Below are 25,276 nucleotides of genomic sequence, written 5' to 3' on the forward strand. Positions count from 1 at the left end.
TACTCACATAATATCCTCATATTATACCCGGTGCCGCGGCGGCTCCTCGCCCACCTCGCCGTCACGCTCGCCGCCGCGGGCGCGCGCGCCCCCCCCCCCCCCCCCCCCCACGACCCCAAGACTATCCCGGCCATGGCGACGGGCTCGCGGCGAATCGTCCGGTCGGCCATGCTTCGCCGGGAATAAGATGATGTTGTCACCGCGTGCGGTGTGCGGTCGAAGTCCGCTTCGATCGCCGGGATCAGGTGAGACGCTGCAGGTAGGAGCATACTTACGCGATGAACGAATCGGGCGACTCAACCGTGGACACGGCCGAAGGCACCATAGCCCGGGTAGTCGGTGCGGGGATCCCGCAAGCCACGGGAAGCTTCCGGTTCTGGTTCGCCGACCAGCACTGGGAGTGGTCGGACGAGGTCGCCGCGATGCACGGCTACGGACCCGACGCGGTGACGCCGACGACCGAGTTGCTGCTCGCGCACAAGCACCCCGAGGACCGGGATCACGTCGCGGAGGCGATCGAGAAGTCGGTGCGCAACGCCCAACCGTTCTGCAGCCGTCATCGCATCATCGACACCGCGGGTGTGCCGCACCATGTGCTCGTACTGGGCGACACCATGACCGACAAGAACGGCACCGTGGTCGGCACCGCGGGCTACTACGTCGACCTGACGGCCACCATCGCCGAGGACCGCCAGGATCTGCTCGACGACACGCTGCCGCGACTCGTCGAAGCGCGCGCGCTGATCGAGCAGGCCAAAGGCGTGCTGATGCGGGTCTACCGGATCAACGCCGACCAGGCATTTCACGTATTGCAGTGGCGCTCGCAGGAGACCAACGTCAAGCTGCGCGACCTCGCCGCCCAGCTCATCGCCGAAATCGACCGGCTGCCCCCGGCTCCGCCCGGGGTGCAGACCGCCTTCGACCACATGCTGCTCACCTTGCACGAGCGCATCCCGAAGTCGTAGGGAGCGGTCCTAGTGGTCGCGCAGCACGGCGCCGACCCCGTCGTGCAGGGCTGCCACGGCGTCGACAAGGACGATCTCGGCCCCGATCGCCAGAGCGGCCACCGGCAGCGCCTCGTCGGCGCGGCGCATCTCACCGGCCGAGCCGTTCGTGGCCGGGCCGATCAGGGGGTTCGGGGCGGACCCGGCCAGCACCAACCGGTCGCCAAGCACCCCGCGATCGAGCAGTAGCCGCTCCACCGTGGCGGCGCGCAGCACGCTGGTGGTCGCGGCCAGTCCGGCCACCGCCAAGCCGTCCGGGCGCTCGATCTCGGCGGCGAAGCGCTCGAGGACCCGGCGTCGCCGCCGCGCCGCCACCCGGTGCAGAATCTCGCGGACCTCGGCGTCGAGCGCATCGGGGTCCGAACCCGGTGTCAGCGTGCCGGTTTCGGCGTCGATGACGTCCCTGCCCTTCGCATCGAACACCGCCCGAAGTTCCGCACGTGCCAAGGCTTCCCCGGCGAGCACGACGACCTCCGCGCGCACGGTATCGGCGAGCCGGTCCAGCTCGCCCGCGAACTCGCGGACGTCGCGTCGCGCCGTGTCCTCGATCCGCTGCCGGATCGTGCGGTGCGACCAGTCGTCGCGCCGAGGCTCGAGCACCGGATGGCCGGCGCTGCGGAGGGTGTGCCTCGTTTCGCTGCCGTGGCCGTCGAGTCCGTACAACTCCGAGCCCACTCGGCCCACGAGGGCGACGACATGCGGTACTTTCTCCGCCTGCGCCTCGATCAGCGGCAGCAGGTAGGGCAGGGGCGACACCCGGACGGTCTCGATGTCGGGCGGGCTCGGTAGACGTTCGTCGGCGAGCACCTCGGTCTCGTCGGCGATGAGCAGCCTGCCGCATCGCCCCCGCGCAGGTGGGTGCAGTTCGATCGCCTGGGCGAGCAGCCTGCGGATGCGCGGCCGGGCTCCGCTGCGGTCCAGTTCGGCGTCGATCGAACGCCAGCGCAGTTCGGTGCCGCGCGCCGCGTCCTCGGTGTCGTGGGAACTGTCGAAGCAGACCGATACGAAGGGCCCGTGCTTATGGATTATGCGGCGGAGGTCGGCCATCGGTATCACCTGGGCATCCCTGGCCGCGAAGGTCCGTGCCGGTGGTCGTCGGAAACCATCGGCGACCACTCGGTCCGTGCCGCTCGGCGCCAGGTGACTTCCTCGTGTGTGCCGACGGCTTCGGTTCGGTGCACCACAATCGGCGGGTACCCGGGCGTGTCGAGCCGAATCAGCGAACGCAGGTGCTCGGGCGCGGCGCGTTCGTGTGGGAGCGCGCTGCCACACGAGTTGTAGCCGAGGAATTTACGAAGCCTTCCGGGCTTCGTGGTCGGGTGTGACGATGCGGGGAAAGCTCCGCGGCTCCGACCGGAGCAACCGCCGCCGCTACCGCGCCGCGTTCCGGAGTCGCGTACACGCGGCCGAGGCCGATCACTGTCAGCGCGGCGGCCGTGGGTGAAGGCGACGAGTTGGCCGCGTGTGTTTCACCACCCGGTGCTTTTTCGGTTTCGTGTAAGAAACCCGGTCGAACCCGCTATTTCCACTGTTCAGCGCCGAAAAATGTAAACAAGCGACCGCTTGGTGTCCAGATCGTAAACCGAAAAGAGCGGTTTGTTTCACGTCGGCTGTGGTAAATGTGGGGTGTATCGGATCGACAGCGCGGTCATCCGATAAAAAGGGGCGAGGAACCCGCGCTGCTCGACGTTCAGCCGATTCGACGCGCTCTGTCGCGAAACTACCGGCGCGCACGGACACGAGGGCTCTCCGCAAGTATGTGTACGGCTACGTGCACCAGCGCAGAGGAACGTCATCGTGATCGAGAAACCCGAAGCGCCCGTCGCGGACGACGAAGAACGAGATCGGATCGTATGGCCCGACCCGAGCCCGCTGAGCAGTTGGTGGGCCGAAGTCATGGCGCATCGCCGGATCACCCGGCCACACGCCTCGGCCGCCGACCCGCGGCACAACTGACGAGCCGCGGGCTCGTCGGTTTCGCCGCGACGTGCAGAAGGCCGGCCGCCGCGGCCGGCCCTCGGCGCGTAATTGCGGGCAGTGAGTTGTTCTGCGACTTCGCCCGAATGTGTGCAAGTGTTTTCCGCGGCATAGCCGAAAGCGCCGCGCGCACAGGGCGATGAGGAATGTCGTTCGTTGCGTGAACAGTGGGCCGGGAGCGAGTTCACCGAAAACCCCGCGCGTTTACATGACATTCACATTTCGCGGAGTTCGAAATCGAAGACTCGCTCCGAGTTCGGCTCGACTTGCGAGGATGTAGCGACTCGTCCCATCCATGACCGCCCCGCGAATTCCGGGGCAGGTCCGGCCTGCGTTCTGCGTGGTCGTCACGCCGTTTCCGCCGCCGCGCGGGTGGCGTTTGTGGCCAAGTGCCGTAATGGGTTTGCGGCGGGGGATCGCCAGCGACGATCCGCGGTGTCGTCCCTATCCGCTCGGCGGCGGCTGGCCGGCCTCGACGCGCGCCCGCTCGGGCGTCGCGCTGAGCGGCTCGGCCAAATCCTCCAGCGACCGCCCTTCCGCGCGCACCCCATAGGCCAGTTCCACCAGACCGGCCGCGAACATGGCGAGCGCGCCGATGGTGAACGCCAGGGCCGTCTTCCCCGGCTCGCCGTCCGCGGTCAGCCCGGCGAACACCAACGGTCCCGCGACGCCGCCCGCGACGGTACCGATCGCGTAGAAGAAGGCGATGGCCATGGCGCGGGTCTCCATCGGGAAGATCTCGCTGACGGTCAGATACGCCGCGCTGGCGCCGCACGACGCGACGAACAGCACCGCGGTCCAGCAGGCGGTGAGCGTGGTCGCGTTCAGGTGGCCCGCCGCGAAAAGCCATGCCGTGCCCAGCAGCAGCACGGCCGAGCCGAGGTAGCTGCCCGCGATCATGGGCTTGCGCCCGATCGTGTCGAAGAACTTGCCCAACAGCAACGGGCCGAGGAAGTTGCCGAAGCAGAGGACCGCGAAGTAATAGCCGACCCGGTCGTCCGGAATGCCGAACGATCTGGACAGGATGAGCGCGTAGTTGAACGTGACGGCGTTGTAGAGGAACGCCTGCCCGATGAACAGCGACAACCCGAGCACGCTGCGCCGCGGATAGTGCCGCACCATCACCGCCGCGATCTCCCGGAAGGAGATGCTGCGCCGCTGCCGAATCCGGATCCGGTGATCGGAGACGTCGGCGAGCGAGGCGCCCGTGTCGTCCCGGACGCGCGCCTCGATCGCGGTGACCGAGCGTTCCGCGTCGTCTTCGTGACCGTGGATGAACTGCCAGCGCGGACTTTCCGGCACATGTCTGCGCACCAGCAGGATGATCAGGCCGAACACGGCGCCGAGCGCGAAGGTCAAGCGCCAGCCCACATTCGGCGGGAACAGATTCGTGTTCAATGCGACGATGGACAGCAACGCGCCGCCGACCGCGCCGAGCCAATAGGTGCCGTTGATGACGATGTCGATGCGTCCGCGGTACTGCTTGGGGATCAGCTCGTCGATCGCGGAGTTGATCGCCGCGTATTCGCCGCCGATGCCGAAGCCGGTGAGGAAGCGGAACAAGACGAACCACCACATCGAGAACGACAACGCCGTCATGGCGGTCGCGAAGAGGTAGATCGCGAGCGTGATCAGGAACAGCTTCTTGCGGCCGAACCTGTCGGTCAGCCAACCGAAGAAGAGAGCGCCCGAGCCCGCGCCCGCGACGTACATCGCCGCCGCGACGCCGGAAACCTGTGCGGCCGTGATGGTCAGGCCGCTGCCCGGTTCCGAAAGCCGCGCGGCCACGCTGCCGACGACGGTCACTTCGAGACCGTCGAGGATCCAGACGGACCCGAGCCCGATCACGATCATCCAATGCCACCGAGACCAGGGCAGACGATCCAGCCTGGCCGGTATGTCGGTCGATATGGTCCGCACGGATCACCACCTTCGCAAGCCTGCGGATCGGATACCCCGAGCCCGAGCCGCCAACCGCGCGGGTGCGTTAGGCTCGAACACGAGTGAAACGTGTTCTAGAAAGTGGCCTGTCGATGAAGACCATCTTTGCGCTGTGGGGCGTCGGTGACCTGCTCGCGGCGGACTTCGCGCCGCTCCTGACCGGGGCCGCCGCGGTGCAGGCGAACATCTCCGACGCGGCGGTCGAGACGGCGATGCTGCGCATCACGTCGTTCGACGAACCGGTGCGAGCCGTCGTCAGCGTCTGGTGGGCGGACGCGCCGCAGGCGGAGGCGGCCGCGCGGGTGCTGAGCACCGTGGCCGAGCGGGTGGAAGGCTGGCATGTCGAGGAGGTGACGCCGATTCCCCCGCCGGTCACCGCGGTGCTCGAGCGTGCGCCGGGCCTGTCGAACTTCGCCTTCTTGCGTAAACCGGACGACCTGTCGCATGCCGAGTGGCTGGATCGCTGGCGCAACCAGCACACCGCCGTCGCCATCGAGACCCAGGCGACCTTCGGCTACGTGCAGAACGTCGTGACCGGGCCCGCGACGGCCGGTGCGCCGGACATCGCCGGGATCGTGGAGGAGCTCTTCCCGCTCGCGGCGCTCACCGATCCGCACGCCTTCTACGGCAGCGGCGGTGACGGAGCGGAGCTGGCGCGCCGCATCGATCGGCTGATGGCCAGCGTCGCGACCTTCGGCGGTGACCGGAACTTGGATGTCGTGCCCACCAGCCGATATCGGCTGCGCTGAGGGTTCAGCGGCCGGAGCGCCCCGCCGATTCGCGCAGCGCGACGCGTGCGGCGCGCACGGCGGGATGGTCGCCCGTGCCGCGCCGGTAGGCGAGGTGCGTGCGCCGTCGCATCGGCAGCGCGCCGAGGATGACGCCCGGCGGGCAATCCCGCGTACCGAATTCCGGGACCAGCGCGACACCCTGACCCGCGGCCACGAGCGCGAGGACCGTGCCGAAGTCGTCGGCGTGATGCCGGATCCTGGGCGTGAAGCCCGCCGCCTCGCAGGCACGCATCGTCATGGTGTGGCACATTGTGCCGGGAGTGCTTGCGATCCAAGCGCTTTCGCGATGCGCGGCTAGCGGTTCGGCGGTGCGCGCGGCGAGATGGACGATCTCCTCGAACAACGGCTCGCTGTGCAACGCGGGATCGGCGGGGACCGGAGCGTAGTCGTACTCCTGGATCAGCGCGACGTCCAGCGTCTCGGCGCGCAGCGCGTCGGGCGCCAGCGCCGGGTCCAATTCGGTCACACGCCATTCCAGCCGGGGATGCGCGCTGCTCAGCGCGACGAGCGCGGGGGAAAGGATGGTCCGCACCGCGGTCGGAAACGCGCCGATGCGCAAGGTTCCGGTGAGTTCGGTGCGGATCGTGGCCAGTTCGGCGGTGGCCTGCTCGAGCACCGCGAGTATCCGCTCGGTGTGCCCGACGAGCGCCACGGCCGCCGGGGTCAGCGTCACCCGCCTGCCCGTCCGCGTCAACAGTGGCACGCCCGCTTCCCGTTCCAGTGCGGCGAGTTGCTGGGAGACCGCCGAAGGAGTGTAAGCGAGGGCCTCCGCGACCGCCGCGATGGTCTCGCGGTGCGACAGTTCCCGCAGTAGGCGGAGTTTGCGGACGTCGAGCATAAGTTCAGCTTATGGTCTGCGACAGAAACGTGAACTGGATCTGATGAATTCCAGCGGCGAGGCTGATCGTCATGACGCTCGCAGGTCTTTTCGTTCCTCTGGTCACCCCGTTCACGGCCGACGGCGCACTCGCCGCGGACGCGCTGGAGCGGCTCGCCCGCCAAGTCCTCGACGACGGCGCGACCGGCCTGGTCGCGCTCGGCACCACCGGGGAGCCCGCGACTCTGACCGCCGCCGAGCGCGCGGAAGTGATCGCCGTCTGCGCGCGCGTGTGCCGGGAACGCGACGCGCCGTTGATCGTCGGCGCCGGATCGAACTCGACGGCGGCCTCCGTCGAAGCCCTCGCCGGTCTGGATCCGCGCGCCACCGCGGCGCTCACCGTGGTCCCGTATTACACGCGCCCTTCCGAGGCGGGCGTGCTCGCGCATTTCCGCGAACTCGCGGCGGCCTCTCCCGCGCCGCTGATCATCTACCACATCCCCTACCGGACCGGACTCTCCCTGGGGACCGCGACACTCCTCGCGCTGGCCGACCTGCCCAACGTCATCGGCCTGAAGCATGCCGTCGGCGCCGTCGACGACGCCACCGTCACGCTGATGGCCGCCCGGCCCGCCGACTTCGCCGTACTGGCCGGCGACGACCTGTTCGCCGCGCCGCTGCTGGCCCTCGGCGCGTCCGGCGCGATCGCGGCCTCGGCCGCCGTGCACACTTCGTCGTTCGCGGCGATGGTCGCCGCGTGGCGCTCCGGTCCGGTCGATGTGGCGCGGACGCTCGGTCACCGGCTCGCGGTATTGTCGGCCGCGTTGTTCGCCGAACCCAACCCCGCGGTGATCAAAGCGGTGCTCGCGGCGCAAGGCCGCATACCGAGCCCTGCGGTACGGTTGCCTCTGCTGCCCGCGAGCGAGGCAGCGACTCGGGCCGCCTTGGTCGCGCTGGCGGAATTTCCGGCAACGGGAACCCGTAATGACTGGTATTGCGGCCGTGAAGGTGCCACGCTTAAGCGGTGACACAACCTCCGGATACCCAGGCGGCTGGGCCCGACCCGGCCACCGACAAACTCGACGCGGCCGTCTTCAAGGTCGCCGGCGTCGTGGTGCTCGGCGCGATCATGTCGATTCTCGACATCACCGTCGTCAGCGTCGCGATCCCGACCTTCCAGCGCGAGTTCGACACGAGCTACGCCATCGCGGCGTGGACGATGACCGGGTACACGCTGGCGCTGGCCACCGTGATCCCGCTGACCGGATGGGCGGCCGACCGCTTCGGCACCAAGCGGCTGTACATCATGGCGCTGACCTTCTTCGTGCTCGGCTCACTGCTGTGCAGCACGGCGTGGAACATCGAATCGCTGATCGCGTTCCGCGTGATCCAGGGCCTCGGCGGCGGCATGCTGATGCCGCTCGGCATGACGATCATGACCCATGCGGCCGGTCCGCAGCGGGTCGGCCGGGTGATGGCGGTGCTCGGCGTGCCGATGCTGCTCGGCCCGATCGGCGGCCCGATCCTGGGTGGCTGGCTGATCGAGAACTTCAGCTGGCACTGGATCTTCCTGATCAACCTGCCGATCGGCGTGATCGCCTTGACGCTGGCGTTCATCGTGCTGCCAAGCGACAAGCCGGAGCCGTCCGAGTCGTTCGACTTCATCGGCATGCTGCTGGCCTCGCCCGGCCTTGCGCTGTTCCTGTTCGGCGTCTCCTCCATCCCGGAGCAGGGGACGGTGCTCGCGGCGCGGGTGCTGATCCCGGCCGCCATCGGCGCGGTGCTGATGGTCGCGTTCGTGTTCCACGCGCTGCGCACCGAGCACCCGCTGATCGATCTGCACCTGTTCCGCAACCGCGCGCTCACCTTCGCGGTGCTCACGATGGTGCTGTTCGCCATCGCGTTCTTCGGAGCGGGTCTGCTGCTGCCGACCTATTTGCAACAGGTGCGCGGTGAGTCGGCGCTGCAAGCCGGTCTGCTGATCGCGCCGCAGGGCATCGGCGCGATGCTCAGCATGCCGATCGCGGGCCGTTTCGTGGACAAGATCGGCCCGGGCAAGATCGTGCTGGTCGGTATCACGCTGATCTCGATCGGGACGGCCTACTTCGTCCAGCTCGACGCGGACAGCTCGTATCTCCCCATGATCGGCGCGCTGTTCGTGATGGGCCTCGGCATGGGCTGCACCATGATGCCGATCATGACCGCGGCGATCCAGACCCTCACCCACCAGCAGGTGGCGCGCGGGTCGACGCTGATGAACATCGTCAACCAGACCGCGGGCTCCATCGGCACGGCGACGATGTCGGTGGTGCTGACCAACCTGCTGAACAACCAGCCGCTGGCGCGCCCGGCGATCGCGGCCAACTTCGATCCCAGCTTGGCGAGCCAGCTTCCGCCGGGCGCCGTCGAAACCGGTCTGCAGCAGGCCGCGGAGGCGTTCAGCCACACCTATGTGGTGGCGCTGGTGCTGATCGTGCTCACCTTGATCCCGGCGTCCTTCCTGCCGCGGACCAAGCCGAAGAACCCGCAGGGGGCCGACGCGGCGACAGTGGTGCACGCCTAGCGGTAGGTCCCGGGATCGCCCGCCGATCCCGGGACCTACCGCCGTAGGGGCCGGGCGGATGCCGCCGCGGCCCCTATTTCTTACCGTGGGCAAGGCCTGCGGTGGGCCGCCGCCGCGCCTCGCGGAGGAACGCCAGGACGGCCGGGCTCGCCACCAAGCGGAATTCGTCGAAATACGCGTGCCGTGCGCCCTCGATCAGATGTAGTCGCGCGTCGGGGATGCGCTCGACCAGCAGGGGAGCGTTCGCGACGGGATTGAAGCGGTCCTCCGTGCCGTGCACCACCAGGGTGGGAACCCGTATGTCCGGCAAAACATCCCATGCATCGTGCTTGTTGCTCGCGTACAGATGCCTGCGCTTCGCGTAAACCGGCATGGCCGGGTCGCCGAGCGTGTTGTACGGGCCGGACGTGCTCGCCAGCCAGGCCGGGGTGTACATCAGTTCCAGTAGAGCCTGTCGCGCGGCGGCCGGGTCACGCTGCGCGAGCGACCTCCTGACCTCGGGACCGCGTTCGAATGCGTGCTTGCCGCCGGGGGAAGTGCAGCCGAGCACCAGGGAGTGCACCTGGTCCGGATGGCGCGCGGCCAGCCACTGCGCCACCCGCCCGCCCATGGACGTGCCGTAGACGGCGGCCCGCCGCACGCCGAGGTCGTCGAGTACCGCGACCACGTCGTCGGCGAATCCCCGCGTGCTGTACACCTCGTCGGGCTTGTCGCTGTCGCCGGTGCCGCGCCAGTCGAGTGTGATGGTGCGGTGCCCGGTCTCGAAGTCCGCGCGGATGCCGTCCCACCAGTGGTGGGTGTTGGCCTGACCGGCGAGCAGGACCAGCGCGCTGCCCGTGCCCGCCACTTGATAGGCGAGGCGAACTCCGTCGGCCGCCGTTGCGTAGGGCACCTCTACGAAATCCTTTCGTTCAGCGATCGCCGCGAAGCCCGTCGAAGACGATCTCCAGGCCGCGCCGCCACGACGGCGAGCCGGTGGTCTCGCCGAGCAGCGACAGCGCCCACATCAAGTTGACGACATCCTCGTCGGTCGCGTCGGCGCGCAGCGCGCCGGCATCCCGGACGCGCGCGAGCACCGCCGACAGGTGCGACATCCCGCGATGGCAGGCCTCCGCCAGTTGAGCCGCCGCAGGATGATCCCCGGTGAACGCCTCGAGCAGTCCGCGATCGGCGGTGAGCCTGTTGAGCAGGTCTTCCACGAATCCGGTGAACGCCGTCCACGCGTCCGGTTCGGCCGCCGCCCGGGCGGCGATCTCGTCCACCGCCGCCAGCCGGGGCGGCAGAAGGGCATCGATCAGGGTGTCGCGGGTGGGGAAGTGGTTGTACAGCGTCCCGATACTGACGCGGGCGCGCCGCGCGATCTCCTCCAGCGAGCCGTCGAGGCCCTGCTCGGTGAGCACTTCGGCCGCTGCCCGCAGCAGATTGTCGCGATTGCGAGCGGCGTCCCGGCGCAGCGGTTTGGTCACGCGATCATCCTACCGAACCTGAGGCATGCCTCAGATTCTGTGCTACGGTGATAAATCGAGGGGGGCCTCAAATTAAGGAGAACGCATGGCGGATCAGGGAACAGCAGTGATCGTCGGTGTCGGCCCCGGCCTCGGGATGTCGATGGCCCGGCGCTTCGGACGGGAAGGGTTTCGCGTCGCGCTGATCTCGCGCAGCGATGCACGGCACGCCGGGTACCTCGCGGACCTGGCGGAGCGTGGTGTACACGCCACCGCTCACGTCGCGGACGTCACCGACCGGTCGCGGCTCGGCGTGGTACTCGGCGACATCCACAAGGAGGGACCGATCGGAATGGTCTATTACGGACCGGGTTCCACGCAGCGGCCCGTGCCGATCACCGACATCGACGCGGCCACGGCGCGATCGGCGTTCGAGTGGGTGTGGCCCGCGGTCGACGTGGTGAGCGACGTGTTGCCGGGCATGCTCGATCGTGGGAAAGGCGCATTACTTTTCGCCGGCGGGCTCTCCAGCGTCCGCCCCATGCCCATGCTCGGCCACCTCGCCCTCGCCGCGGCGGCACTGCGCAACTACGCGCTCACCTTGAACGCGGCATTGGCCGAGCGCGGTCTCTATGCGGGCGCGCTCACCATCGGCGGACTCGTCGAGCGCGGGGACATCCACGCGATGGTCACCGCCGACCCGGCGCGCTTCGGCAGCGCGGACGGCCACACTCTCGATCCGGACGACTTGGCCGATACCGCGTGGGGCATGTATCGCACCCGCGACCGCGCCGAAACGATCTTCGACGCCATCGACGTATGACGGCGGAGGTCAGCCGTACAGGGCGATGAAGCGGTCCAGGGAACGTTCGATATCGCCCTTGACGGCGCGGGCCACACCGGATCCGATGGGGCCGAACAGCGGCGCGCCGCCGAGTTCGATGTCGACGGTGACCTCCGAACCGGAGCCCTTCGGGGCGACGAGCAGCTGCAACCCCAGTTTGGTGCCGCCTTTGCCCGCGCCGGTCAGTCGCAGGCGGCGCGGCGGCTCGGCGGCCCGCACGGTCCAGGTGACCCGGTTGCGCAGGCCCTTGACCGAGGCGATGCCGACCAGTTGGGTGCCGACGGTCAATTCGGCGGGAACCTCGCCGCGCCACGCTTCGTGCATGGTCAGCCATTTGTCGAGTTCGGCGAGGTTGGAGGTGTGCGTCCAGGCCTCCTCGGGCGAGATCGGAACGTCGACCGAGACCTTCAGCTTTGCCATGGGCGCATGGTATCCGGCTCCGGCGGTCCGGTCGGTGGCGAGGCAGGCCGGTCCGTGCGGACTCCCCGCACAGCGGTGGACGCTACTTCGCGGAATCGAATTCGAGCACCCGCCAATACATTTGTTGATGCGTCAGCGAACGGCCGTTCCGCCTGTTCGGCTCGGCCGCCGTGGGCGTTCGGGGCCTCCGCGCCGCCCCCGCGCTTCCGGTGCTGGTCCGACGCGCGGGCCCATATGCAGGACAAATGGTCCACGGGTTGCGCGGCAGCCCAACATTATTGCGCAGCTATGTCGCGATCCGCGGCACCTATCGTCCCAGTTCCGGGAATCCGGAAAGTGTCTGTGGGATCGGCAGAGAGTTCGTTGGAATGCTGCTAATGTGCGAATGGTCGGGTTCTGGTTACCGTTCGGACACGATCCGGGCGGTCGGCGATTGACATGTAATCGCCTGTCCTGCGGGCACTGTGCGGTAGGCGCTCTCGGTGAGCGCCGGTGCCGTCGTGGGATTTCCGGTACTCCGACGCGGACCCCACCGACCGGTCCGTTCATGGTCGGCAGGCGAGGGAAGGCGAGCGAAGCAGGATGGCAGTGGGCCGATTCCTCGAGACCAGTCAACGACGAAAGAACTGATGAATCAAGATATCGCCGTGGTGCTTTCATGGATCCTCGCCGTCGCTTTGGTGATCGCCGTAGCGGGGGCGTTGTACGCAGTACAGTATGCCAGGGCTCAGCGGGCCAAGCTCGAGGCTCTGGCCAGGGAACAGCGCGCGACGGAGGACACGCTCGAGCGGTTCGCCGCCACTACGCTACCCGCGGTGGCCGAGTCGATCCGCCGGTTCGAGTCCCAGGTGCCCCCGGTCGAAGTCCAGGCGGGCATGGAGAATTCGCGGCTCGCGCAGATCCTGCGGTGGATCTCCGAGCGGTATGCCGACGATCTGAGCCTGATGCGCTCGGAGACCAGGGAGCTGACCAACAACGAAGGACAGCAGGCGATCAAGGCGGCCGAGGAGGCCGCGCGCAACGAGGTCGCCTCCGCATCGCGCCAGGCGACCAGCGCCGCGGTCCGCTCGTTCGGCACCTCCGTGGTCAGCCTCGGCGCCGACGTCAGCCAGGTGGTGAGCGCCGCGCTGCGTGAGCATCGCGACGATCAGGTGTACGAAACCCTCACCCGCATCGACCACACGGTGCAGCAGATGATCCGCCAGGCGCAGTCCTACGTGATCGTCTGCGGTGGTCTGCCCGGCCGCCGCTGGCCCGCGCAGACGCTGACCGACGTGGTCGGCGGCGCCATCGGCCGTGTCCGGGAGTACCTGCGGGTGCGGCCCAACCAGCTCGACCGTGTCGTGATCAGCCGCGCGGTGGAACCGCTCGTGCACACACTGGCGACTCTGCTGGACAACGCGTTGCGGTACTCGCCGCCGACTTCCTACGTGGACGTCAACTTCCAGGAGGGTCACCACGGCGTCACCGTCATCATCGATGACGCGGGCGTGCGGATGAACGCCGAGCAGATGGAGGAGGCCCGCCAGGTGCTCGCGCACGAGCGGCCCGTCGACATCCACCAGCTCGGCCCGTCGCCGAAGGTCGGCTTCCCGGGCATCGCCGCGCTGGCCCGCCGCTACGGCTTCACCGTCTACATCGACGGCCCGAACGTCTACGGCGGCATGCGCGCGATGGTCTACATCCCGGAGTCGCTGCTGGTCACCCCGCAGAACGTCCAGGAGGTCGCGCCCGTGACCGAGGCAAAACCGGAGCCGGTCACGGTTCCCGCGCAGGACGCGCCGAGCGAACAGCCCGGCGAGAACGAGCCGTCGCTGTCGGTGAGCGAGATCACCAGCGGCGGGCTACCCAAGCGGCGACGCAGGACGGTCGCACTCGCCCCGGTCGGGCCGCGCACCGAACCCGGCCTCGCTCGCCCCGAGGTCGCCGCAGCTTGGCATACCGGCTCCAAGAGCGGCCGCGCCGCCGCATCTGATGACACGGAAGGGATGACATCCTGATGGCCACACCCGTGACCGACAGCAGCAACAAACTGGGCTGGCTACTCGAAGATCTCAGCATCACGGGTGTGCGGTTCTCGGTGTTGCTGTCCGACGACGGCCTGCGGATCGCGCACTCCACGGGGATCGCCCGCGACGAGGCGGAACGCTTCGCCGCCGCGGCCTCCGGCCTGCGTTCGCTCGGTAAGGCGCTCGGCGAATTCTGCGGTGACGCCACGAACGGCGTGCGGCAGAACATCACCGAGTACGACCAGGGGATGATCCTCATCACCGCGGCAGGCGAGGGCGCGCTACTCGGCGTCGCGACCACCAACGACATCGACGTGGGCCTCGTCGCCCACCGGATGAACGAGCTGGCAGGCCGGGTCGGACGCGAGCTCGGCAGCCAGCCGCGCAGGCGCGTTGACGGCAGCGAAATGCCATGATCGAGCGCAGCGAGCGAGTCAGAGGTACTGCGCCGCTGGGCAGCACGGAGCCGAGCGAGAGCGAGGTGCCGTCATGAGCAAGCCGCGGCGCGATCCGGACCTGGTCCGGGCTTATGTGCGCACCGGAGGGCGTACGCGCCCCACTCGCGAGCTGGACCTGGTTACTTTGGTCCTGACCGCCAAAGATCCACTCCCCGGCGCGTCGCCCGATGCGCGCCGGGTCATGGCCCTGTGCAGCCGTCGGGGTGCGCTGTCGATCGCGGAGATCGCTGCGTACCTGGACCTTCCGCCGTCCGTCGTGAAGATCGTCGCGTCCGATCTCATGGACGGCGGGCACCTGGTCACCCCCACCCCGGCCGAGTCCCTGCCGGAGATCGCTCTGCTGGAGGAGGTACTCAATGGGCTCCGTGCTCTCGCCGTCTGATCGCGCCGTCGATTACGTGCCGGAGACCGTGACCCGCTCGGTGAAACTGCTGGTGGCCGGCAACTTCGGTGTCGGCAAGACCACGTTCGTGAGCAGCGTCTCGGAGATCAAACCGCTGCGCACCGAGGAGACCATCACCGAAGCCAGTGTCGGCGTCGACGACATGGCGGGGCTGCCCGGCAAGTCGCAGACCACGGTCGCGATGGACTTCGGCCGCATCACGCTCAGTCCCAAACTGGCGCTCTACCTGTTCGGCACTCCGGGTCAGCAGCGTTTCGTCCCCTTGTGGGAGGAGCTGGCCCGCGGTGCGCTCGGCGCGCTCGTGCTGGTGGACACCCGCCGCATCGAGAAGTCCGACGAGGTCCTCTCGGTGCTGGAGGAGCGCGGCGTCCCGTATTCGGTCGCCGTCAACCAGTTCGAAGGCGCCCGGCCCTACCCGCTCGACGAGGTGCGCGATGCCCTCGACCTGGAACCCGGGACTCCCCTGACGTCACTGGACGCCCGGGATCGAGGCACGTGCCTGCGTTCGCTGATCACGCTAGTCGAATTCTTGTTCCACCGTTTGGAGTCTCGCATTTGACCACGTCCCAGTCCTCGACCCACCCCGCGCACCTATCCAGCGGCGCCTGCCCGGTCGCACACGGATCGCCGATCGACACCGACGGTCCCAGAATTCCGCTCTATGCCGAGGGATTCGCGGCCGACCCCCACGGGATCTACCGGGAAATGCGCAGGCGCCACGGTTCGTTGGTCCCGATCGAACTGTCGCCAGGGGTGCCCGCCACGCTGGTGATCGGCTATCAGGAAGCCGTGCGGATCCTCAACGATCCCGAGCACTTCCCCGCCGATCCGCGCATCTGGCAGAAGAACATCCCCGAGGACTCGCCCATCCGTCCGATGATGGAGTGGTACCCGAACGCGCTGCGCAACAGCGGCGCGGCGCATGCCCGCTACCGGGGCGCCTACGTCGCGAGCATCGACGCCATCGACCTGCACGAGGTGCACTCGATGGTAGAGCGCATCGCGATTCCGCTGATCAACACCTTCTGCCAGGCGGGGTCCGCCGATCTGGTGACCCAGTACGCGTTCCCGCTCGTCTTCGAAGTGCTCAACCGGATCGTCGGCTGTTCGACGGAACTGGGGCAGCGGGTCGCCACCGGCATGGCGATGCTCTTCGACACCGTCGAGGCGGCCAAGGGCATGCAGATGCTCTCCGAGGCGCTGATGGAGCTGATCCACCAGCGCCGCGCGGAGCCGGGCGACGACGTCACTTCCCGGTTGGCGCATCACCCGGCCCGCCTCGACGACGAGGAGATGCTGTCGAACCTGATCAGCCTCTACGGCGCCGGGATCGAGCCGCAGCAGAACCTCATCACCAACACCCTGCTGCTGATGCTCACCGACGACCGTTTCGGTGGCGACATGCTCGGCGGCGCGCTGTCGACGCGTGACGCGCTGGACGAGGTGTTGTTCAACGACCCCCCCATGGCGAACTTCTGTATCACCTATCCGCGCCAGCCCATCCTGATCGACAACGTCTGGTTGCCCGCGCACCAGCCGGTGCTGATCAGCCTGGCGGGGTGCAACAACGATCCGGCGATCCGCGGCGGCGACCGCACCGGTAATCGCTCGCATCTGGCGTGGGCGGTCGGCCCGCACGCCTGCCCCGCGAAGTCCGTCGCGTCCGTGGTCGTGCAAGAAGCCATCGACCAGCTGCTCGACGCTCTCCCCGAAATGCAGCTGGCCGTGCCCGCGGACGAAGTGGTCTGGCGGCCCGGCCCATTCCACCGGGCGTTGGCGGCCCTGCCGGTCGTCTTCCCCAAGTCCCCTCCGTTGAACATGGTGTAAGGAGAAGCGTCCGATGTCGCAAGAGCCGATAGTCTTGGATCTGACCGGTTCCGATATCCAAGGCGAAGCGGCGCGGCTGCGCGAGCGTGGGCCGGTGGCCCTGGTGGAACTGCCCGGCGGGGTGCCGGCGTGGTCGATCACCGATGCCGTCGTGCTCAAGAGCCTTCTGGCCGACCCGCGCGTCTCGAAGGATCCCAGGCAGCACTGGGCCGCGTTCATGAACGGCGAGATCACCGAGGAGTGGCCGCTGCACCCGTGGGTGGCGGTCGACAACATGTTCACCGCCTACGGCGCCGAGCATCGGCGGCTGCGCAAGCTGGTCGCCCCCGCGTTCACGCACCGTCGTACGGTGGCGCTTCGACCGCGCATCGAAGCGATCACCGCCGAGTTGCTCGACCAGTTGGCCGCGACCCCGCGCGGCACGGCCGTCGATCTGCGTGAGGGTTACGCGTATCCGGTGCCGATCCAGGTCATCACCGAGCTGATGGGTGTGCCCGAGCACCTGGGCCCAGGCGTGCGGAAATGTGTCGACGGATTCTTCGACACCTCGTTCGGTCCGGAGGAGGCCCAGGCCAACTACCTGGAGATGTACCGGCTCGTCAGCGAACTGGTGGCGTACCGGCGGGAGGCGCCCGGCGACGACATCACGAGCGTCCTGATCGCCAGCCGGGACGAGGAGGACGGCTCACAGCTGACCGAGAAGGAACTCGTCGACACCCTGATGCTGGTCATCAACGCCGGGCACGAGACGACGGTGAACCTGCTGGATCAGGCAATCTTCGCGTTGCTCACCCGTGCGGACCAGCGCGCCGACGTGGTGGCGGGGCGGATCCCTTGGTCGGATGTGGTGGAGGAGTCGCTGCGCTACGAGGCGCCGGTCGCGCACCTGCCGCTGCGCTACGCCGTCGAGGACATCGACATCGCCGACGTCCGTATTCCCAAGGGGGAGGCGATCCTGGCCTCCTACGTGGCGGCCAACCGCGATCCGAAGGTACACGGTCCGAACGCCGACCAGTTCGACCTGCGTCGCTCGGTCAAGGATCATGTGGCCTTCGGTTACGGGGCGCATCATTGCCTGGGCGCGCCGCTGGCCCGGATGGAAGCCGAGATCGCCCTTCCGGCCATCTTCCGGCGCTTCCCGGACATGCGCCTCGCGGTCGATCCGTCCGAGCTGGGCACCGTGCTCAGCTTCATCTCCAACGGTCATTCCGAGCTGCCGGTGTTCTTGGAGGCGACGGAGTAGGTCGGCCGGGAAGAACATCTCGATCACACCCGGCATGGGCGCTCGGCTGTCCCGCGCCGGGACTCGACAGCCCGCGTGTCCCTCGGGGATACGCGGGCGGAGGTGTTCCACCGTCGGCGTACGCACTTGGGAACACGCACGATCGCACCGTTTCGGCACACGAGATATGCTCTGCGGCAGCGGAATTCGACGTAGTGTCGAATTCGCGACGCTCACATGGCAATTCGCTTCCCGGGCTTCGGGACGCTTGTCGTGTGCCCACCCTGCTCGTCGAACGTTCCGACTTTGGAGTCACGTTTTGACCCACCCACAGTCCTCGACATCGTCCTTCTCCACCGGCTGCCCGGTCCCGCACGGTTCACCGGTCGGCTCCGACGGACCCCGGGTCGCGTTGTACGCGGACGATTTCGCGGCGGACCCACACCAGGTCTATCGGCAGGCACGCGCGAGATACGGTTCGCTGGTGCCGGTGGAGCTGTCTCCCGGCGTGCCCGCGACGCTGGTGATCGGGTATCACACCGCGCTGCGCATTCTGAACGATCCCGATCATTTTCCTTCCGACTCGCGGACCTGGCAGCAGACCGTGCCCAGTGACTGTCCGGTCCTGCCGCTGCTCGAGTGGCGTCCGGCCGCGATTCGCAACTCCGGCCTTGTGCACGCCCGGTACCGGCAGGCCATCGTCGCGGGCATCGATGAGATCGATCAATTCGCGCTGCGCAATACGGTGGAGCAGATCGCCGCTCCGCTGATCAACACCTTCTGCGCAGACGGCTCCGCCGACCTGATCGCCCAATACGCGTTCCCTCTGGCCTTCGCCGTGATCAATGCGATGCTCGGCTGCCCGCCGGAGATCGGGCAGCAGGCGGCGATGGGACTGGCCGCGATGTTCGAAGGGGTGGATGCCGAGCGGGGCAACGCGATGTTCAACGACGCGATGGCGAACCTGGTGACGCTGAAGCGGTCCCATCCCGGCGACGACATCGTCTCCCGGATGTTGCGGCACCCGGTCGATCTCGATGACGCGGAGATGGTCCAGCAGGTGCTGATGCTGTACGGCGCGGGCATCGAGCCGCAGCAGAACCTGATCATCAACACCCTGCGACTGATGCTCACCGACGAACGTTTCGCGGGAGACTTCCTCGGTGGCAGCCTTTCGACCCGCGACGCGCTGGACGAGGTGCTGTTCACCGACCCGCCGTTGTCGAACTACTGCGTCACCTTCCCCCGTCAGCCGATCCTGATCGACGGCGTCTGGCTACCCGCCCACCAGCCGGTGGTCATCAGCATGGCCGGATGCAACAACGACCCGGCGATCCACACGGGGCGGTACACCGACAATCGCGCTCATCTCGCCTGGAGCGTCGGGCCGCACACCTGTCCGGCCCGGTCGGTGGCCTATCTGATCGCCCAGGACGCCATCGATCAGCTGCTCGACGCGCTGCCCGAGATGCGGTTGGGTGTTCCTGCCGAGCAGCTGACCTGGCGCCCGGGTCCGTTCCATCGATCGCTGACCGCCCTGCCGGTCCTCTTCCCGGAATCACCGCCCCTGCCCGTCTATGTCCCGCAGCCGGAGGGGAGCGCGGCGCAGTAGCCGTGCTCCGTCCGACAAGCCGCCGTCGCCGCGTTCCCGTCCAGAAGGAGGTTGCCGCTCAGAGGTCGTCGTGCACACAGCTGATGAGGGTGTGCGCCGGCCTGTCACCGATCCCCACGCATCACGCCGACCTTCGCCGTCGCGGCGCGCACGCGCCCGGTCGATCGCGTTCGTCGCATGTTCGTTCCTCTGGAGTTTCGTCTTTGACCACGCCACACTTCCCGCCGTCCACTTCCGCGAATGGGTGCCCCGTCTCGCACGGCTCGCCGATCGACACCAGCGGCCCTCGTTACCCGTTGTATTCGCAGGAATACGCGGAAGATCCGCACAACGCGTACCGCGAAATGCGCCGCCAATTCGGTTCGCTCGTTCCGATCGAGCTGTCGCCGGGCGTGCCCGCCACCCTTGTGATCGGCTACCACACCGCGCTGCGCATCCTCAACGATCCCGACCATTTCCCGGCCGATCCGCGGATCTGGCAGAAGGACATTCCGGGCGAGTGCCCGGTCCTGCCGATGCTGGAGTGGCGGCCGAACGCGCTGCGAAGTTCGGGTCTCGAGCATCTGCGCTACCGCCAGGCGAACGTCGCCAGCATCGCCGGGGTGGACCTGCACGCGCTGCACGGAACCGTCGAGCAGATCGCCATCCCGCTGATCAACGCCTTCTGCGAGGACGGCGCAGCGGATCTCATCAGCCAATACGCGTTCCCGCTCAGCTTCGCGGTGCTCAATGCCATGCTCGGCTGTCCGGCGGACATCGGCCAGCAGGTCGCGACCGGTATGGCCGCCATCTTCGAAGGCGTCAACGCGGACAAGGGCAACGCGATGCTCACCGACGCGCTGTTCGAACTCGTGCAGATGAAGCGCAAGGACTCCGGCGACGACATCACGTCCAGGCTGTTGCAGCATGAGGCCGGGCTGGACGACGTCGAGATGATCCACCAGCTGGTCACGCTCTACGGCGCGGGCATCGAGCCGATGCAGAACCTCATCGTCAATACCTTGCTGCTGATGCTCACCGACGAACGTTTCGCGGGAGACTTTCTCGGCGGCAGCCTCTCGACGCGCGACGCCCTCGACGAGGTGCTGTTCAACGACCCGCCGATGGCGAACTACTGCGTCAGCTTCCCGCGCCAGCCGATCCTCATCGATGATGTCTGGCTACCCGCGCACCAGCCGGTGCTGATCAGCATGGCCGGATGCAACAACGACCCGGCGATCGGCGTCGGGCAGCGCACCGACAGCCGTGCCCATCTGGCGTGGAGCGTGGGCCCGCACGCCTGTCCCGCCCGGTCGGCCGCGTACCTGGTGGTGCAGGACGCGATCGATCAGATCCTCGACGCCTTGCCCGAGATGCGGTTGGGCCTGCGGCCCGATCAATTGAACTGGCGGCCAGGACCGTTCCACCGCGCTCTGGTCTCCCTGCCGGTCGTCTTTCCGAAATCCCCTCCACTGACCGTCTTCTAAGGAGTCATCGATGGACACACAACCCCTGGTCCTCGACCCGCTGGGTGCCGACATTCAGGGTGAGTCCGCTCGTATTCGTGCGCGCGGGCCGGTGACCCCGGTCGAATTGCCGGGCGGCGTGCGAGCGTGGTCGGTCACCGACGCCGACGTGCTCAAGCGGTTGCTGGCCGATCCCCGGGTGTCGAAGGACGGCAAGCAGCACTGGCCCGCGTTGATCAACGGCGAGATACCCCAGGACTGGCCGCTGTTGCCGTGGGTCGCGGTGAACAACATGTTCACCGCGTACGGTGCCGACCACCGCAGGCTGCGCAAACTCGTCGCGCCCGCCTTCACGCACCGCCGCACCCAAGCGATGCGCCCGATGGTCGAGCAGATCACGACGGACCTGCTCGGCGCGCTCGCCGCGACGCAGGCGGGCGAAGCGGTCGATCTCAGGGAAGGTTTCGCCTACCCGCTGCCGATCCAGGTCATCAGCGCGCTGATGGGCGTTCCGGAATACCTGAACGCCGGTCTGCGCACATGCGTCGACGGCATCTTCGATACGTCGCTCGGGCCCGAGGAGTCCCAGGCGAACTACATGGAGATGTACCGGATCCTGGGTGAGCTCGTCGCCTATCGGCGGGAGACACCCGGTGACGACATGACCAGCCTGCTGATCTCGCACCGGGACGAGGAGGACGGCTCGCAGCTGACCGAGCAGGAGTTGATCGACACGCTGCTGCTCGTCATCAGCGCGGGGCACGAGACCACGGTCAACCTGCTCGATCAGGCCGTCTTCGCGCTGCTGACCCACCCGGACCAGCGTGCCGAGGTGACCGAGGGGCGTGCGGCCTGGTCCGATCTGATCGAGGAGGCGCTGCGGTACGAGGCGCCGGTGGCGCACCTGCCGCTGCGCTTCGCCGCCGACGACATCGAGATCGACGGCCTGCGCATCGCCAAGGGTGAACCGATTCTCGCCTCCTACGCCGGGGCCAATCGCGATCCGAAACTGCACGGCCCCACCGCGAGCGAGTTCGACGTGCGGCGAGCGAGCAAGGAACATCTGGCCTTCGGCTACGGGGCCCATCACTGCTTGGGCGCACCCCTGGCGCGGCTGGAAGCCGAGGTCGCCCTGCCCGCGCTCTTCCAGCGCTTCCCGAACCTGCGTCTGGCGGCCGATCCCGCCGAGCTCGGGAGCGTGTCCAGTTTCATCTCCAACGGGCACGCCAGGCTCCCGGTGTATCTGGCGGCGGACTAGGGGCTGACCCGCGCCTCCGGTCGCCGCCGGAGGCGCGGTTCAGCGCAATGCTTCGACCAAGCCGGACTTGCGAGCCTTCGCGAGTCCGCGCCGGGCGAGAAAACCGTTGCCGAGCAACAGGATCGTCTTGTTCGGCGGCGCTTTGAACCCGGACGCGGTGTGCGGCGCGTACACCGCCTCGGTGCCGGAAACCTCGAGCCAGCCGGTGTTCTGCCGCGATTCCAAGCCGATCAACTGGGACCGATACTCGTGGGCCAGCAGCCCGGCGCGGCGTCCGCCTTGCGGCAGGCCCGCCGGGACGGTCAACCGCACACCGTCGGCGCTCGACCCCGTCACCTGCACCGGGACGACCGCCGGGTAGCCGTCGGCCTGCCGGTAGCCGAGCAGCCGGTGCGGCAGCTTCGCCGCCTGGGCCGCGGTCCGGGCGACGTCCACCCGGGGGCCCGTCCCCTTCGCCGGAGGCTGCTGTGTCGCTGGTTCGACAGAAGGCGCTGCGGCACCGAGGATCTCGGGCGTGCCCGCCGCGTCGAGGTCCGGCCATACGACGATGCGGTCGACGGTCACGGTCACGACCACTCGATCGGCGTAGTAGGCGCGCAGCCACCGGTCCCAGAACACACCGCGCCGCGGTGCGCCCAGGTAGGGCGTGGCCTGGGCGCCGAGGCGGTCCAGCGCCTCCTGGTCGGGCGTCGGGTCGAACGCCGCGGTGCCCTGCACCAGCACGAATCGCGAGTTGTCCCGGCTTCCGATGCCGTGCTCGCGCGCGTGATACGCCAGCGCCACTTTGGGTTCCCGCTTCATTCGCTCCAGCTTGCGTCCGAACCCGAGTGAAGTCGTGAACCCCACCGTGCCCGCTGCCCGGTCGCGCAGCCCGATCGGCGACACCGCCGACACCACCGCGCCGCCCGCGGGCGTCACATACGCTGCGGCGCACGTCAGATCGCCGCCGAGAACGTCGTCCACCTCGTCCGGCCAGGTAACCGCCATGGGACGGATTTTACTGCGCCGCCCTTGACGACGCGGCCGTCCGGAGCCGAGAGTGCGCAGATGGTTTCCACCGCCGAGGCGGCAGACACGACGCTGCGCAAGGTCACGATTCGCCTGCTGCCCTTTCTCGGGCTGCTGTACTTCGTCAACTATCTGGACCGGGTGAACATCGGGTTCGCCGGGCCGAGCGGCATGAAGACCGAGCTCGGGCTCACCGAGACCGCGTTCGGATTCGCCTCCGGCATCTTCTTCGTCGGATACCTGCTGCTGGAGGTGCCGAGCAACCTGGCGCTGCACCGGTTCGGCGCCCGGCGCTGGATCGCCCGGATCATGGCCACCTGGGGGCTGGTGGCCACGGCGATGGCCTTCGTACCCGACGCCACCGTGCTGTATCTCCTGCGGTTCCTGCTGGGTGTGGTGGAGGCGGGCTTCTTTCCCGGCATCCTGCTCTATCTGACCTATTGGTTCCCGCAGGCGCAACGGGCGCGGATCGTCGCGTTGTTCATGACCGCGGTGCCCATGTCCACCGCGTTGGGCGCGACGGTGTCCAGCTTGATCATTCGATACGGCGACGGCGTCTTCGGGCTCAGCGGTTGGCGTTTCATGTTCTTGGTCGAGGGGTTGCCCGCCGTCGCGTTGGCGGTGGCGACCTGGTTCTATCTGACCGACCGTCCCGAGCAGGCGGGCTGGCTGGCCTCCGCCGAACGTGCATGGCTCACTCGCGAACTCGCCACGGAGCAGGCCACGTTGCGGCGCGCGGAGCACTGGACGTTGCGTCGTGCGCTGACCCATCCGCGGGTGCTCGGCCTCGCCTTCGTCTACGGCGGCATCGTCTACGGCCTGTATGCGCTGGGATTCTTCCTGCCGACGATCATCGACGGCTTCCAGCAGCAATACGGAACGCACTATTCGGTGGTGCAGCGCGGACTGATCAATGGGGTGCCCTACCTCGTCGGGGCCGTGGTGATGGTGTGGTGGGGCAGGCACGGCGACCGGACCGGTGAGCGGGCTCGGCACGTCGCCCTGCCCGCGCTGCTGGGCGGTCTCGCCATCCCGGTGGCGCTGTATCTCGGCGATCCGTTCGCCGCCATGATCGCGGTCACGGTGTGCGCGGTGGGCGTGCTCGCGGCGCTGCCGACGTTCTGGGCCCTGCCCGGCACCTTCCTGTCCGGCGCGGCGGCGGCGGGCGGCATCGCGTTGATCAACTCGGTCGGCAACGTCAGCGGTTTCGTCGCGCCGTACGTCACCGGTGGGCTGAAGGACGTGACCGGCAGCCAGCGCGCCGGGCTCTGGGTGGTGGGATTGTGCATGATCGCCGCCGCGGCGGGCGTCATGACACTGCGGCGGCGCACCGGCGACGCTCCCGTCGACCGGGACGCGGATCTGTGATCCTCGGCCTGCCCATGGCCTCACTCGCCGCCGAGTCCGGGGCGCGATGCGTGCCGCCGAACCGCGGCCGCCGAGGTGAGGGCCAGGCCGTATGCAGAGATGCGCTCGCAATGTGGCGACCGCCACCATGCGTTTTCAGTGTCGGCACGGAAGTCGTTGTGGTGGACTATCATCCACGGCAATGTAGATCGGAAAGGGCTGATCTACCGGGCCGTCGTACGGGCGTCTCACCCTTGTCGGCGTCGGCGTCTCAGACGACTTGCCGCCGCGGTTGTAGGGTGAGCGCTGCTCGTTCCGGCATGTTTGCGCGACGGTCGCGCGGGCATCCGGGGAAGACGCCGCATCACGCTGGGAGGACCGATGGCTACCGAAGACCGGACCGCAGTGTTCGACGCGGTGGTCGCGGCGGCGGACTATCCCGTGCTGCTGGTCACCGTGCAGGCGGACGGCCGGCGCGCCGGTTGTCTCGTCGGCTTCGCGACGCAGGTCAGCATCGAGCCGCGCCGGTTCCTGATCGGCCTGTCCAAGAAGAACTACACCTATCGGGTCGCGCAGCACGCCGACCGGCTCGCGGTGCATTTGCTCGGCAGCGAACAAGTCTCCCTCGCACGGCTTTTCGGCGGTGAGACCGGCGACGACATCGACAAGTTCGTGCACTGCGACTGGCGCCCGGGTCCGGGCGGCATCCCGGTGCTCAGCACGGTGCCCAGCTGGTTCGTCGCTCGTATCCGCGACCGCTACGACCTCGGTGATCACGTCGGGATGCTGCTGGAACCCGAGGCCGGCGCCGTGCTGCGGCCCACCGCGGAGACGCTGCATTACCACTCGGTAGCGGATCTGGTTGCGGGCCATACCGTCTGAGTT

Annotated in this window: 24 protein-coding genes; 17 read left to right on the forward strand and 7 right to left on the reverse strand. The window is 68.2% G+C overall.

What is annotated here, in order from left to right:
- The first annotated feature begins 278 nt into the window (after positions 1-278).
- The gene (locus ACIA5H_RS24480; RefSeq protein WP_379252686.1) at positions 279-965 is read left to right on the forward strand and encodes a PAS and ANTAR domain-containing protein; all 687 of its coding nucleotides are present in this window, start codon (positions 279-281) and stop codon (positions 963-965) included.
- A gap of 9 nt (positions 966-974) precedes the next feature.
- Here the strand turns inward: ACIA5H_RS24480 and ACIA5H_RS24485 are convergent, their stop codons facing one another.
- The gene (locus ACIA5H_RS24485) at positions 975-2,051 is read right to left on the reverse strand and encodes a hypothetical protein (RefSeq protein ID WP_397077457.1); all 1,077 of its coding nucleotides are present in this window, start codon (positions 2,049-2,051) and stop codon (positions 975-977) included.
- Positions 2,052-2,801: 750 nt separating this feature from the next.
- Here ACIA5H_RS24485 and ACIA5H_RS24490 point away from each other — a divergent pair.
- Positions 2,802-2,960, forward strand: coding sequence for a hypothetical protein (locus tag ACIA5H_RS24490; protein ID WP_355076589.1), 159 nt, complete (start codon positions 2,802-2,804; stop codon positions 2,958-2,960).
- Between the two features lie 465 nt (positions 2,961-3,425).
- Here the strand turns inward: ACIA5H_RS24490 and ACIA5H_RS24495 are convergent, their stop codons facing one another.
- Positions 3,426-4,901, reverse strand: a complete 1,476-nt coding sequence (locus ACIA5H_RS24495; protein WP_379252688.1) for an MFS transporter — start codon at positions 4,899-4,901, stop codon at positions 3,426-3,428.
- Positions 4,902-5,014: 113 nt separating this feature from the next.
- Between ACIA5H_RS24495 and ACIA5H_RS24500 the strand changes: the two genes are divergently transcribed.
- On the forward strand, positions 5,015-5,671 hold the full coding sequence (locus ACIA5H_RS24500) for an EthD domain-containing protein (protein WP_355076585.1): 657 nt from the start codon (positions 5,015-5,017) through the stop codon (positions 5,669-5,671).
- 4 nt (positions 5,672-5,675) lie between these two features.
- Here the strand turns inward: ACIA5H_RS24500 and ACIA5H_RS24505 are convergent, their stop codons facing one another.
- Positions 5,676-6,551, reverse strand: coding sequence for a LysR substrate-binding domain-containing protein (locus ACIA5H_RS24505; protein ID WP_397077462.1), 876 nt, complete (start codon positions 6,549-6,551; stop codon positions 5,676-5,678).
- Between the two features lie 71 nt (positions 6,552-6,622).
- Here ACIA5H_RS24505 and dapA point away from each other — a divergent pair, with 71 nt between their 5' ends.
- Together dapA and ACIA5H_RS24515 are read left to right on the forward strand one after the other, a co-directional pair.
- Positions 6,623-7,558, forward strand: a complete 936-nt coding sequence (gene dapA / locus ACIA5H_RS24510; protein WP_379252692.1) for a 4-hydroxy-tetrahydrodipicolinate synthase — start codon at positions 6,623-6,625, stop codon at positions 7,556-7,558.
- Complete coding sequence (locus ACIA5H_RS24515; RefSeq protein ID WP_355076580.1) at positions 7,555-9,093, forward strand: DHA2 family efflux MFS transporter permease subunit; 1,539 nt, start codon at positions 7,555-7,557, stop codon at positions 9,091-9,093. Before dapA ends, ACIA5H_RS24515 begins: the two co-directional genes overlap by 4 nt.
- A 73-nt stretch (positions 9,094-9,166) precedes the next feature.
- Here ACIA5H_RS24515 and ACIA5H_RS24520 read toward each other — a convergent pair whose 3' ends face one another.
- Together ACIA5H_RS24520 and ACIA5H_RS24525 are read right to left on the reverse strand one after the other, a co-directional pair.
- Positions 9,167-9,985 carry an alpha/beta fold hydrolase gene (locus ACIA5H_RS24520; RefSeq protein WP_397077466.1) on the reverse strand — a complete coding sequence of 273 codons (819 nt, stop codon included), beginning with the start codon at positions 9,983-9,985 and terminating at the stop codon, positions 9,167-9,169.
- A gap of 19 nt (positions 9,986-10,004) precedes the next feature.
- Complete coding sequence (locus ACIA5H_RS24525; protein ID WP_356965396.1) at positions 10,005-10,559, reverse strand: helix-turn-helix domain-containing protein; 555 nt, start codon at positions 10,557-10,559, stop codon at positions 10,005-10,007.
- Between the two features lie 85 nt (positions 10,560-10,644).
- Here ACIA5H_RS24525 and ACIA5H_RS24530 point away from each other — a divergent pair, with 85 nt between their 5' ends.
- Positions 10,645-11,361: an SDR family NAD(P)-dependent oxidoreductase gene (locus ACIA5H_RS24530; RefSeq protein WP_397077469.1), complete on the forward strand. Its 717-nt coding sequence runs from the start codon at positions 10,645-10,647 to the stop codon at positions 11,359-11,361.
- Positions 11,362-11,370: 9 nt separating this feature from the next.
- Here ACIA5H_RS24530 and ACIA5H_RS24535 read toward each other — a convergent pair whose 3' ends face one another.
- Positions 11,371-11,802, reverse strand: a complete 432-nt coding sequence (locus ACIA5H_RS24535; RefSeq protein ID WP_379252696.1) for an SRPBCC family protein — start codon at positions 11,800-11,802, stop codon at positions 11,371-11,373.
- Between the two features lie 647 nt (positions 11,803-12,449).
- Here ACIA5H_RS24535 and ACIA5H_RS24540 point away from each other — a divergent pair.
- The 9 genes from ACIA5H_RS24540 to ACIA5H_RS24580 all read left to right on the forward strand — a co-directional run bounded on the left by ACIA5H_RS24540 (position 12,450) and on the right by ACIA5H_RS24580 (position 22,036).
- On the forward strand, positions 12,450-13,802 hold the full coding sequence (locus ACIA5H_RS24540; RefSeq protein WP_355076571.1) for a sensor histidine kinase: 1,353 nt from the start codon (positions 12,450-12,452) through the stop codon (positions 13,800-13,802).
- Positions 13,802-14,227, forward strand: a complete 426-nt coding sequence (locus ACIA5H_RS24545) for a roadblock/LC7 domain-containing protein (protein WP_355076570.1) — start codon at positions 13,802-13,804, stop codon at positions 14,225-14,227. The genes ACIA5H_RS24540 and ACIA5H_RS24545 overlap by 1 nt, the downstream gene beginning before the upstream one ends.
- A gap of 73 nt (positions 14,228-14,300) precedes the next feature.
- Positions 14,301-14,651: a DUF742 domain-containing protein gene (locus tag ACIA5H_RS24550; RefSeq protein ID WP_039805398.1), complete on the forward strand. Its 351-nt coding sequence runs from the start codon at positions 14,301-14,303 to the stop codon at positions 14,649-14,651.
- Positions 14,626-15,231: an ATP/GTP-binding protein gene (locus tag ACIA5H_RS24555; RefSeq protein WP_039805400.1), complete on the forward strand. Its 606-nt coding sequence runs from the start codon at positions 14,626-14,628 to the stop codon at positions 15,229-15,231. The genes ACIA5H_RS24550 and ACIA5H_RS24555 overlap by 26 nt, the downstream gene beginning before the upstream one ends.
- Positions 15,228-16,499 (forward strand): cytochrome P450, encoded by a 1,272-nt coding sequence (locus ACIA5H_RS24560; RefSeq protein ID WP_379252697.1) that lies wholly within the window; start codon positions 15,228-15,230, stop codon positions 16,497-16,499. Before ACIA5H_RS24555 ends, ACIA5H_RS24560 begins: the two co-directional genes overlap by 4 nt.
- Positions 16,500-16,512: 13 nt before the next feature.
- On the forward strand, positions 16,513-17,742 hold the full coding sequence (locus ACIA5H_RS24565; protein ID WP_355076567.1) for a cytochrome P450: 1,230 nt from the start codon (positions 16,513-16,515) through the stop codon (positions 17,740-17,742).
- 298 nt (positions 17,743-18,040) lie between these two features.
- Positions 18,041-19,333 (forward strand): cytochrome P450, encoded by a 1,293-nt coding sequence (locus ACIA5H_RS24570; protein WP_355076565.1) that lies wholly within the window; start codon positions 18,041-18,043, stop codon positions 19,331-19,333.
- Positions 19,334-19,536: 203 nt separating this feature from the next.
- Positions 19,537-20,799 (forward strand): cytochrome P450, encoded by a 1,263-nt coding sequence (locus tag ACIA5H_RS24575; RefSeq protein ID WP_379252698.1) that lies wholly within the window; start codon positions 19,537-19,539, stop codon positions 20,797-20,799.
- A 10-nt stretch (positions 20,800-20,809) separates the two neighbouring features.
- Complete coding sequence (locus ACIA5H_RS24580; RefSeq protein ID WP_379252699.1) at positions 20,810-22,036, forward strand: cytochrome P450; 1,227 nt, start codon at positions 20,810-20,812, stop codon at positions 22,034-22,036.
- 39 nt (positions 22,037-22,075) lie between these two features.
- Here ACIA5H_RS24580 and ACIA5H_RS24585 read toward each other — a convergent pair whose 3' ends face one another.
- Positions 22,076-23,023 (reverse strand): hypothetical protein, encoded by a 948-nt coding sequence (locus ACIA5H_RS24585; RefSeq protein ID WP_397077477.1) that lies wholly within the window; start codon positions 23,021-23,023, stop codon positions 22,076-22,078.
- Positions 23,024-23,083: 60 nt separating this feature from the next.
- Here ACIA5H_RS24585 and ACIA5H_RS24590 point away from each other — a divergent pair, with 60 nt between their 5' ends.
- Both ACIA5H_RS24590 and ACIA5H_RS24595 read left to right on the forward strand, forming a co-directional pair.
- A complete protein-coding gene (locus ACIA5H_RS24590) occupies positions 23,084-24,412 on the forward strand; it encodes an MFS transporter (RefSeq protein ID WP_397077479.1) in 1,329 nt (442 codons plus the stop codon).
- 360 nt (positions 24,413-24,772) lie between these two features.
- Positions 24,773-25,273 carry a flavin reductase family protein gene (locus ACIA5H_RS24595; protein WP_397077481.1) on the forward strand — a complete coding sequence of 167 codons (501 nt, stop codon included), beginning with the start codon at positions 24,773-24,775 and terminating at the stop codon, positions 25,271-25,273.
- The last annotated feature ends 3 nt before the right edge of the window (positions 25,274-25,276 follow it).

Origin of the sequence: Nocardia sp. NPDC051900 (assembly GCF_044452545.1) — a bacterium.
GTDB classification, from domain to species: Bacteria; Actinomycetota; Actinomycetes; order Mycobacteriales; family Mycobacteriaceae; genus Nocardia; species Nocardia sichangensis.